We start from the raw sequence: 9,954 nt of genomic DNA on the forward strand, positions 1-9,954 counted from the left end.
TTCACTTCACCTGGTGCACTGCCGCTGCCCGCACCTCCCTTGGCGTTCGACCCGCTTTTACTTCCTTGTCCCGATCCGGCCGATGTGCTGGAGCTGCCCGAGCTGCCCGAGCTTGACTCTGAGCCACCAAAGCCGGCGCTACTGGCAGAGCTGCTGCCCGTATCGCCCATTGCAGCCGCAAGAGCGCTGCCACCCCCGCTACCACCGCCACCGCCTGACTCGCCTCCACCGCCGCCCGCAGCGCTCATCAATGCGGACATGCCGGCGCCACCACCCCCGCCGCTTTCCGAAGCATTCGCTTTGGAGAACGCGGCCATTAGAGCCTGCGCACCGCCGGCAGCATTGGCGGCACCTGCCATAGCAGCAGCACCGCCAGTTGCAACGGCTGACGCGGCCATCGCCATGCCACCCATGAGCGTACCGACGCCTACACCGGCACCAGACCCGCCGCCCGCCAATCCCGCCAAGCGAGCCGGAATCTTGTCAATCAAGAGCGCAAGGACAGCACAGACGCATAGAACGATTAACAGTTCATACAGGGACGAACCATCCAGATTGGTATAGAACCCATTCACAACGCTGATCGCAATACCCACCAGCAGCGTCATCGTCATTAATTCCATTCCCACGCCCAGCATGGACTTGAAATAGCCAATAGCCATATCAGAGGTCCACCGCGACCCGCCGAATCCCAAAATGAATATGCCGGCATACGCCATTACCCAAGCATTCACCAAAGCGATGAGTATGTTTGCAGCGACGACACAAAGGCAAAGCAGAATAATCGCCGACACAATTACGATAGCAAGATTATCTATCGGATGCACCCAGCTAAGCGAGGCGAAAGCCTTTTTAACTACATTAAGGCCGAGCGAGACCGGGCTAGACGGCGTTAAGCTTTCCAAACCTACAGCAGTTCCAGCAGCACGCGCGCCAATTTCTTGCATCGAGCTGATAATGGCAACCGCCATTGCTGGCCCATTAGATAACAACCACCAAAAGAAACCCGTGGTAATGGTGAATTTCACGAATTCGGCAAAAAGTTCTCCGATATCCGCTTTCCGCAAGGCCATCATGCCAAAAGTCCAAACCATGCTGATGGTAACGAGCACCCAGAACAACCAAGTAGCATAGCCGGTTATGACTGTTCCCCAAGCTGCGCTTTGCGTATAAAATCGCATTGTCACGTCATTTAATACGCCGCCCCCGCTTGGTGGCGCGGCGAACGCCGGAAACGCAATCAGGCCAATACAAATAAGGAAAAACGAATTTCGGAGAAATCTAGTATTCATGGTTACTGCCCCTTGGGTTTCGGTTTCGTGGTCCCTGGCTTTGCCCATTGATCCTCGGCGGGATCACTTGACGGAGGGACACGATACATATCCTTTAACTTCGCTTGTCGGGCCGCATCGGCCTCGGCTTTGTTATCGCAACCCGTTAGTGATAATACCAGAGCAGCAATAATAAAAATTAGCTTTCTCATTAACGCCACCTATCTTCGGATGGATTGGACGCACCAGGAACCGCAAAGCGCTTATCACTCGCGGCCTGCTGCTTCGCCTCGTTATCGGCCAATGCCTGATTCCGACTTGCTATTGCATTTTGTTGCGCTATTAGCAATCCCCGAATCTGCAAAAGCTGATTCGCCTGGCTGCTCGCCAGTTGGTTGGCATAGCCGATAGCCTGCAATTGACCTGTAGCACCCTGTGCGCCGGACTGAAGCCGCTGGAGTTGAGTCGCATCTGCCTCCAAAGCATCCTGCTGCTTGTTCAGCCCAAGAAACAAAGCATCAGTGGATTTTTTCTGTGACTCCGAACCCCACTTTTCATCGCTCTTCATTGCGGCCCACTGAGCCGGCGTACACCCACTGACGGAGTAACATGGCGAGGCTCGGTAAGCGGCCGTATCTTTGAATTTCCCCAAGTACGCATCAATGCTGCCCAAGCTCGTTTTGTAGTAACTGAGCGTGTCAATAGAGGTGCGCAGTTGATTCATCGTGGTAGTCGCGGAATCCCATATTTGTTGCGATGGTTGCAACGTGTTTTGCAGCATGTTTTCGTACTGTCGCAATTGTGTTTGATATTGCTGAATTTGTTTCAATGTATGAGCCACGTTCTCCACTGCCGTGACAACATTTTGCCCCAGGTTGGCACCATCAATAACAGGAATTCCAGCATAAGCAGGAAATGCAGTAGCAGCCAGTAATACAGAAAATTTAGCCGCTAAAATTCGCTTCGTGGTTATTTTCATCAATCTTCTCCAGAGTAGAAAAATTTTACGAGTTGTTAATATCGCTCGAAGCGCCATCGAGCAGATTCGCAATAACCTCAACCGGGAAATAGACGCGCCGGCCAATATAAACCTTAGCTTTGTTGATATCTTCGGCCCAAGGCTCTTTCCTTAGTAACGCCATACGCAAACCTTCTGGTTTACGGCTGAGTGTATCCGCCAACTGCTCCAACGTCATTACAGCGCCGTATTTCTCTTTTAAAATTTCAAGTGTCAAACTCACAATAATCCTTTGTGGTGCTGGCGCGCTCTTATATGGCTAGTGTTGGCTAAAGTGAGGAATATGTACAGCGAATGCTAACACGAACTCCACTTTCATCAAATAGTATTCATTAATTGAATATTGAAAATACATTGGTGTGTCCTAGTTACTCATAACGAATATTTAATAGAGGAAATTTGTTTAGCTAAAAACTGCCATTATTTGATATACCGATGGTGTAACTTTTGACTATAAAACGGAAGTAGAAGCGGCTTAATTGAAAAGACCACCGAGAAAATTAGCACTGTAATTGATTGTTTAAATCGGGCAGGATAGGTGAAGATAGCTATCCCGCAAGCGGGACAGCTATCTTCACTCCCCTTATTCGCGCCTGCGGCGCTCAACGGGTATCCTGCTCTGCGAGACCTCCAGCTGTGGACAGCCCTCCGGGCCGTGGGCACAAGCCATGGACAGGTGTGGACAACGATAAAGCCGTTGCCCACGCCCTGCCCACAGCTTGCACCCACTCTGACCACAGCAGCCGCGTGACTGCTGGCTTCCACCCCGACCGCCACAATTGAGAGATTTTCCCTGGGAAACCAGACCCGTAAATTTCGACATGTCGAAAAATTGAACAACCACTGCACTACTAAGCGGGTTTTTCAGGTTTCCGCATACCGGATCGAGCCTGCTGCCGCGTCCCGAGAGGGCGCGGGGTTTCGGCTGGCGATCACGGTGAGCAGATGCCCGTAGCCCCGGCTTGCCGGGGTGAGGCGGTAGCCCCCGCTCCGGCAGGAGTGCCCAAAGGGCAGGGCGTATCCCGCCGAAGGTCTGCGAATCCGGCCACTAGCCGTCGAGTCACGCCGTTCAGTCTTCCTTGTGCGCGAAGCGCAGTCTGGAAATAGTCTTCTTGGGCAGGGCATTACATAGAGTGAGAAGCAAACGGCTGAAACCCGCATGGGTGCTAGGTGGTCGAGACAACTTTGGGCTGTCGAAAGACAACTCTGTCACCTTGAAAGACAAAATAGGCTTGTTTTTTGTCTTTCGTGGGATTATGATGTGGCTATCGAAAGACAAAAACAGGTGCCAAAGTGTCCGTCAACCTCCGCAGATTAGACTATTCCCCGATCATAAATCCTCTTGTTGAGCCGCAAGAAATTAAATCCAAACGTCGATACGTGCGGTCCGGTCGTTCCGACGAATTGATCAGCAGTACCACTGGTGAGGTGATGGGTATCGCCACCATTCACCAGGTCGAAGAACGTGATGACGCGGAATTTGTGAAGGTGTTTGCTGGCGGGGTTGCTGCGGCCTATGAATTGACGAAAACCGCCAACCGGGTATTCCAGGTAGTACTGGACCAGTATCAACGTACACCCATGAGCCGAGGCTTTGCGGATCACGTGAATTTGTTTTGGTTTGATAACGGGATCGAGGGCCGCGACGTTGGCATGAGTGAGAAAACATTTCAACGCGGACTCAAGGAACTCATCGAGAAACGATTTTTGTACCCAAAGGGGCCGACCGCCTTTTGGACAAACCCGGCTTTGTTTTTTAAAGGCGACCGGGTTATGTTCATCAAAGAGTATCGGCGTAGGGTCACGAGCGAGGAGCAGAAAGCTAGAGAGCTGTCCGAACGCCAGGGCAATGGATCTGCCGGCCAGCTCGCCGGCGAGGGCCAGGAGCTTGCTCCTGGTGCGGATGCTCTCAACCGCGCCGAGCTGGAGATGCGCGGCCAACAACGTCTAACGGAGTGAGCCATGAGATACAGCTACGAGATAAACCCTCGCCCTCTTGACCTTGGCGGCGGCTGGCGGCTGCGCCTTCTGGAGGACGAACAGGAGGTGGGCGGTGGTGTGTTCCCTATCCTGCAGGAGGACGCCCTGCAGGGCATCGCCTGGTGGAACGAGATGGGCGAACCGGAACGCGGCCACTGGCTAGCGGTAGCGAAATCCGCTGTGCCGGCTGATGCCCGAACTGCCTACCTGTTAGCCGAGGCCCATGCTGATGCCGAGTCAGTAGCTTATGAATGGCTGGACAGCAGGGATGCTCCAGAAGGCCCGTAGAGCACGCCCGACGCCGCGCAGCAGCTCAGACACGCCAACTACCTCAAAAACGGCCTGACGGGCCGCTATCGCCCTCCAGGCCTATAATTGCCGCCAGGAGGTCCACCGTGCCAAAGACTAAATTCCGTTTCAGCTCCCCTACCGTGTTACGAGGCGACGCCCCTTTCCTTGGCGCGACTGTCCAACAATGGGATGACGCTTTCACCGGCAACATGGACAAGACCCTGACTGAGGTCAAGAAGTTGGCCATGAGCGCTGCCGAACGAAATAGGCTGGCCACCACTGTCGCCGATGACCAGGCGCCAGCGGAAGCGCGTCCACCAGTGCGGTTTGTCGATGACCCCAGCACGGGGCCGCTGCCCAGGTTCGTAACCAGGACGACGCTCCGTGATCTCCTGGTCGATGACCAGGTTGATGATGCCGGCGCCGACCAGGCCGGCGATATCGGCCGGCTCGATAGTCCTGTTACGTGAGGAAGCCGGCCAATTGGTGACCGCGCAGCCGACCGGCGCGATTGGGACGGGCCGCAAGACAGATTCAGCGTGAAGGAATCGCCGCGGCGTCCTGGTTGGCAACGCGGATCGCGGCCAGGCTGACAACGCTAAGCGGCCGTATTCGGACATTTTCCGGGTTCGCGTGTTGAACTTACGTTCGCCGGGTCGATGCCGTCAATCATGCTCAGTCGTCGTCCGACTCCAGATCGGCCATCAGCGCGGCCACGGTGGCAACACGCTTGCCCTTTCCAGCCTCCAGCTCGGCGATTGCTTCGCGAGTAGTTGCATTGGGCACCTTTACCTCAAACGGTAGACGATGCTCGTCTGCTACGCGCAGCATGAGTAAGCGGATTGCGTCCGAAATAGATAAGCCCATTGCCTCCAGCGCCTGAGCGGCACGGTTCTTGGTATCAGTGTCGATGCGAGCGCGTACGTAAGTATCAGCGATAGTCATAGTGTGTCCTCTTAATCGTATATGAGCAATTGTAGTCACATTGCGACTACAACACAAGAAAAAAAAGCCGCTCGATGGCGACTGTTTTAAAAAATACGAAAAATTGCAATAAAACAATTGACACGAAGATATAAATCTGGCATAATGTCAAATGCTTGAGTTATGGTTGCTGCTAATTTACTACATGACAGTATGAATTTTAAACGCCATTCCTTAAGTTGTCAAACGATATTAATCATAAATAGTACATTTAAGGAGATGTGAAATGCGAGAGTTAGAGTACGCAGGGGCGTTTAAGCGCGATTACAAGCGTGAGAAGAAGGGGCTGCATCGGGGAACCGTTGCTGCGGACTTAGAAGTTGTTTTGGCGCTGCTGGCGGCCGATGTAGCGTTGGGGGAAGCCTACAGTGACCATGATTTAAGTGGTGATTGGGCTGGGTATCGGGAGTGTCATATCAAGCCGGATTTGCTGTTGATTTACAGCAAGGCTGAGGTCGGCATTTTGCGTCTTTCCCGGCTTGGTTCCCACAGCGAGCTCTTCTGATTTAGTTGAGGAAGCCGTCCTTTTGGAAATTCATCAAGGACGGTCTATCCCCGCCGCGCTTGCCAAACGCGCATCCTCTGTTGCCGGCCCGTGCGGTGCGCCAGGCCGGGCCGGCCGGCTCGCCTTTTGACGGCGGCAGCCGGCGAGCCTCGCAGAGCAAGAGACCGTTGAGCGCCGCAGGCGCGAATAAGGGAGGTGAAGATAGATACCCGCTCGCGGGATAGCTATCTTCACCTATCTTGCCCCACCCAAACGCTCAATTAGTACGTGTACTTCCCCGATGACCTTTTCCACTATCTCGCCCCACCCAAACGCTCAATTAGTACGTGTACTTCCCCGATGACCTTTTCCACTATCTCGCTACTTCGACACGAATTTGTGCCACACGACTGTCAATTTTTGGTGGAAAGTGTCCATGCCGGGGGTTCCGGCTTAGACCCCCATGCCCCTACCAGGGACAGCTCGTGGACCTACAGGAATGGCGCGCTACCTGGTCAGCCGCGTGGGGCCAATCGTGCAAGGTACTCGTCCAGGGCCTCGACAAAAATGTCTTGGCTCGACTTGTCGAGCTGAACACCGGCTGATTTCAACGCCTGGTAACGCTGCTTATCGAGTTTTACTGTCAAGGCCTTGTAATACTCGGCGCTTGAACTGGCGGGTTGTTTGGTCGGCCCTGGCGACACAGCTGGTGACGCTTGTCCCTTCTTTGCAACCAGGCCGGAAGTAAGGGTAGCGCTCTTTGCCATGTTAATTCCTGTGCGTAAGTACGTTGATACGTAATCATACAGCACAGTCCACACGGGAATATTGATTATGATTTACGTAATTGCGTAGATACGTAATTCCATATCTTCTCAACTTCTTCGGCTGATCGACTCGATGCGTCAATCTCCTGGACCGTGCGGCCATCGATCATCGAGGCGGCGAAATCGGTTCGTTGGTAAATGGTCACTGGCGCAACCGTACCGTGCTGCGAAAGGGCGATAGCGGCCTCTGCTGTTATTCGTGCTCTTGGCGCCGCCCCATTAATCACGAAGACCATTCGTTTTCCTGCCGCCTGGACAAGTTCAACGGTAGACCCAACCGCCCGTAAATCGTGGGGGCTTGGCCTGGTCGGAATTAAAACAAGATCGGCCTCGGCCAAGACTTTAGCGATGGTGTCTGTAACTGCCGGAGGTGTATCAATGATCGCCAATTTAATGCCGGCGTTTTTAAGCTCTTTCAAATGATCGGATAACTTGGCGATATCGACTGTTGCAAAAAGCGGCGTGTCTGCTTGACGCTCGTTCCACCAGCTCGACAAGCTGCCTTGTGGGTCGGTATCAATCAACGCGACAGGACCAGCTCCTTTGCTTTCCGCCATTACCCATAAGGTTATACACAACTTACTGCTCTCGTAAGGCTGCCAACGTCGCAGCCGATACGCGCACTTCCTGCAAACCAAGCCAGATGGTCTTGAGGCCGGGTTCTCCGTCGCTTTTGCGGCCGATGAAGCCACCGAGTCGGGCCACCAATCGCAGCACTTCGTTCAATGTCGGCACCCGCTCCTGCGGCTGCTTCGTATTCGTCAACAGATAGGCGCCATGGATCTCATCAGGGCTGAAGAACAGGTTGGCATCGAGCTCCGGACAGGTTCTGCCCAGGCGCATCAGATGTGCAATGCGCCACGACACGATCATGTACAAGGCCAGCGCCCGCTGGATGCCTTCGATGGTTCCCAGTTGCATCGACTCGACTCGGCATCCATTCTTCAATACATTGAAGAACATCTCGATATCCCAACGCGCCCGATACCAGTCAATGAGTTCGATGACATCTTCCAGCGAAGGCGCTGCGCGGTTGGTCAGCAGACGCCATTCGACCGGCTTGGTACCTTTCGGCGCATCGATCTCGCGCGCGATGATGCATGTGACAGTGACAGCGCCTGGCTTGCCGGCGTTCAGTTCGACCGATGTCGCCCACAGTTCCTGGCGGACCTTGCGTTCCTTGATGCCATGCCGCGAAGGCATTGTGAAGACGATCTGACCCAATGGCTCGCCAGTACAGGTACGATCCCACAGCTTTTCGCCGTCCGGCAAACAGCGATTGTGCTTGGCGCGCACCAGCCAGTCTGCCGGCGTGCCGAGCGCCTTCGCCCGCTGCATCAGCGCGAGAATGTCACCTTCGCGGTCAGCCACATAAACCAGCCGGCTCGACGGCACCCGGGCCGCCATCTCAGCGACCCGTTCATATCCTTCGATCCAGCGCGTGCTTTCTTTCTGGCCCGGGCGCACGCCGTCGGCGCCTTGCGCTTCGCGGGCCCACATCCAGGCATCGCAGACGCCAAGCGGCTCCCGCTGAGGCGTCACCGCATAGGTCGGGTGAACATACATGCCACGCCGCGCTTCGTAATTGAGCGGACCGAGACCGCGCACCTTCTGCCCGTTGAAATCGAGCTCACTGGTATCCTGCAGACACAGCACAACAGGATGCGCTGCCATGCGCAGCTCCGTCCGCGCCCAATGCGGCGCCATGATACCTTCCCATGTCACCTCGTCGTTGTCGAGGAAGCGGTAAGCCGCCGTCATGTCCGTCCAGCCATCGCATGCCATGGGAATATTCGCCGTCGGCTTTGCCGCAAAGGCCTCCACCATCACTCGCGCCCGCTTGTTCAAGCGCACGTCCCCGAGGTCAATTTCGGCAAATTCTTCTGCAATCCAGTTCTTCGATTCAGTACCCAAAGCGTCGTCCAAATTGCGAAAGTAGACCCCTTTTTTGAAAAGTTTACAACCCCCTACGCTAACTCACTGAATGTAAACGACTTTCTCGGGTGGGCTCGGAGTTGTGTAGAACGATATGGCCATTACCCCGAGATGGCCGGCCAACGTCGTCTTACCGACACCGCCTTTTTGGCTGGCAATTACAATGGTACGCATATACGTATCTCCTGTTATACGTGGTTATTGTACCCCGTAGATACGTACGCCAAGGGAAAACCAAGGGCGGCAAGCGCCGTGTGTAAAAACGCAGCGCCCTGGTCAATTGCACCTCTATTAGTACGTAATTAAATAAATACGTATTAATGTATGTACGTAAATACGTATTCATAGTTAAATCTACGACAGAACATATTCGCACGAAATCCGGGGCGTTCCTGGTGCTTCGCCTTTCGTCCTCTCCAAGAGAGAGGTTACTTTTTTCCTGACATCAGCCATATCGTTTTTGGACACCGGCCCGCACTGAAACCGGTAGACCAGCATCATATTCACTTCCATGATGGTATCGAGGACTTCGACGATATCATCATGCCGACGAAGGGTTTCCGATGACTCGTCATCATCGATCATATTCAATGCGTTCTCCAGGACATTGACATACGACGCAAATTGCTCCACACATGCACTCATGATTAATTCTCCTGTTTAAGATTCAAAAACTGATTTACCACCGCCTGTTGCACTTGAGCCGCGAGCTTTCCCTTTATCTGATGTGGTTCCTTCCGTATCGTTGCTTGCGGGCCGATTCACAAACTCAGCTATCTCCGATTCACTCTCACTGTCCATGCCGGCTGCTTTTGCTCCTGACGACAGACTGTTTTCATCGAACTGTGCGGCATCACCGGCTTGACCTGACTGCCCTCGTGCCTTGATCGCGGCCGCGATCTTGCCGCCTGTGGTTTCGCCAATCCGGTCCATGGCCGACTCTTTGATATCGGACGCCTTGGCCTTGGCAACGTCCCAGGTCCCTTGCGCCAGGTTCGCAGCAGTGCCGCCCGCGACCTTGCCTACCTTTGCGGCCATCGCTCCGACAGCAGCCATCGTAGCGCCTGACTTCACTTCACCTGGTGCACTGCCGCTGCCCGCACCTCCCTTGGCGTTCGACCCGCTTTTACTTCCTTGTCCCGATCCGGCCGATGTGCTGGAGCT

Annotated in this window: 13 protein-coding genes and 1 pseudogene; 3 read left to right on the top strand and 11 right to left on the bottom strand. The window is 54.3% G+C overall.

Going from position 1 to position 9,954, the window contains the following annotated elements:
* The 3 genes from trbL to ACFDR9_RS25525 all read right to left on the bottom strand — a co-directional run.
* Positions 1–1,292: P-type conjugative transfer protein TrbL (gene trbL / locus ACFDR9_RS25515; protein ID WP_409032783.1), on the bottom strand; the 1,292-nt coding region annotated here is incomplete at its 3' end.
* A gap of 190 nt (positions 1,293–1,482) precedes the next feature.
* Positions 1,483–2,250, bottom strand: coding sequence for a P-type conjugative transfer protein TrbJ (trbJ, locus tag ACFDR9_RS25520; RefSeq protein ID WP_409032784.1), 768 nt, complete (start codon positions 2,248–2,250; stop codon positions 1,483–1,485).
* A 25-nt stretch (positions 2,251–2,275) separates the two neighbouring features.
* Positions 2,276–2,512 (bottom strand): hypothetical protein, encoded by a 237-nt coding sequence (locus ACFDR9_RS25525; protein WP_409032785.1) that lies wholly within the window; start codon positions 2,510–2,512, stop codon positions 2,276–2,278.
* 1,157 nt (positions 2,513–3,669) lie between these two features.
* Between ACFDR9_RS25525 and ACFDR9_RS25530 the strand changes: the two genes are divergently transcribed.
* Both ACFDR9_RS25530 and ACFDR9_RS25535 read left to right on the top strand, forming a co-directional pair.
* A complete protein-coding gene (locus ACFDR9_RS25530; RefSeq protein WP_409032794.1) occupies positions 3,670–4,248 on the top strand; it encodes a hypothetical protein in 579 nt (192 codons plus the stop codon).
* Between the two features lie 3 nt (positions 4,249–4,251).
* Positions 4,252–4,557, top strand: coding sequence for a hypothetical protein (locus ACFDR9_RS25535; protein ID WP_409032786.1), 306 nt, complete (start codon positions 4,252–4,254; stop codon positions 4,555–4,557).
* A 146-nt stretch (positions 4,558–4,703) separates the two neighbouring features.
* On the opposite strand, the gene ACFDR9_RS25540 is transcribed toward ACFDR9_RS25535, so the two are convergent.
* On the bottom strand, positions 4,704–5,087 hold the full coding sequence (locus ACFDR9_RS25540) for a hypothetical protein (protein WP_409032787.1): 384 nt from the start codon (positions 5,085–5,087) through the stop codon (positions 4,704–4,706).
* A 148-nt stretch (positions 5,088–5,235) separates the two neighbouring features.
* On the bottom strand, positions 5,236–5,505 hold the full coding sequence (locus ACFDR9_RS25545) for a type II toxin-antitoxin system RelB/DinJ family antitoxin (protein WP_409032788.1): 270 nt from the start codon (positions 5,503–5,505) through the stop codon (positions 5,236–5,238).
* 265 nt (positions 5,506–5,770) lie between these two features.
* Here ACFDR9_RS25545 and ACFDR9_RS25550 point away from each other — a divergent pair, with 265 nt between their 5' ends.
* The gene (locus tag ACFDR9_RS25550; RefSeq protein WP_409032789.1) at positions 5,771–6,049 is read left to right on the top strand and encodes a type II toxin-antitoxin system YafQ family toxin; all 279 of its coding nucleotides are present in this window, start codon (positions 5,771–5,773) and stop codon (positions 6,047–6,049) included.
* Between the two features lie 494 nt (positions 6,050–6,543).
* On the opposite strand, the gene ACFDR9_RS25555 is transcribed toward ACFDR9_RS25550, so the two are convergent.
* From ACFDR9_RS25555 to ACFDR9_RS25580, 6 genes and pseudogenes are all read right to left on the bottom strand, one after another.
* Positions 6,544–6,795 carry a hypothetical protein gene (locus tag ACFDR9_RS25555; protein ID WP_409032790.1) on the bottom strand — a complete coding sequence of 84 codons (252 nt, stop codon included), beginning with the start codon at positions 6,793–6,795 and terminating at the stop codon, positions 6,544–6,546.
* 65 nt (positions 6,796–6,860) lie between these two features.
* Positions 6,861–7,379, bottom strand: a complete 519-nt coding sequence (locus tag ACFDR9_RS25560) for a ParA family protein (protein ID WP_409032791.1) — start codon at positions 7,377–7,379, stop codon at positions 6,861–6,863.
* Between the two features lie 55 nt (positions 7,380–7,434).
* Entirely contained in the window at positions 7,435–8,745 is a 1,311-nt protein-coding gene (locus ACFDR9_RS25565) for an IS4 family transposase (RefSeq protein ID WP_409032795.1), read from the bottom strand.
* An 87-nt stretch (positions 8,746–8,832) separates the two neighbouring features.
* Entirely contained in the window at positions 8,833–8,964 is a 132-nt protein-coding gene (locus ACFDR9_RS25570; protein ID WP_409032792.1) for a ParA family protein, read from the bottom strand.
* Positions 8,965–9,144: 180 nt separating this feature from the next.
* Complete coding sequence (locus ACFDR9_RS25575) at positions 9,145–9,381, bottom strand: hypothetical protein (protein ID WP_409032793.1); 237 nt, start codon at positions 9,379–9,381, stop codon at positions 9,145–9,147.
* A gap of 69 nt (positions 9,382–9,450) precedes the next feature.
* A pseudogene (locus ACFDR9_RS25580) lies at positions 9,451–9,954 on the bottom strand (hypothetical protein); the annotation flags it as partial.

The organism is Janthinobacterium sp. CG_23.3 (assembly GCF_046115965.1).
GTDB lineage: Bacteria > Pseudomonadota > Gammaproteobacteria > Burkholderiales > Burkholderiaceae_D > Janthinobacterium.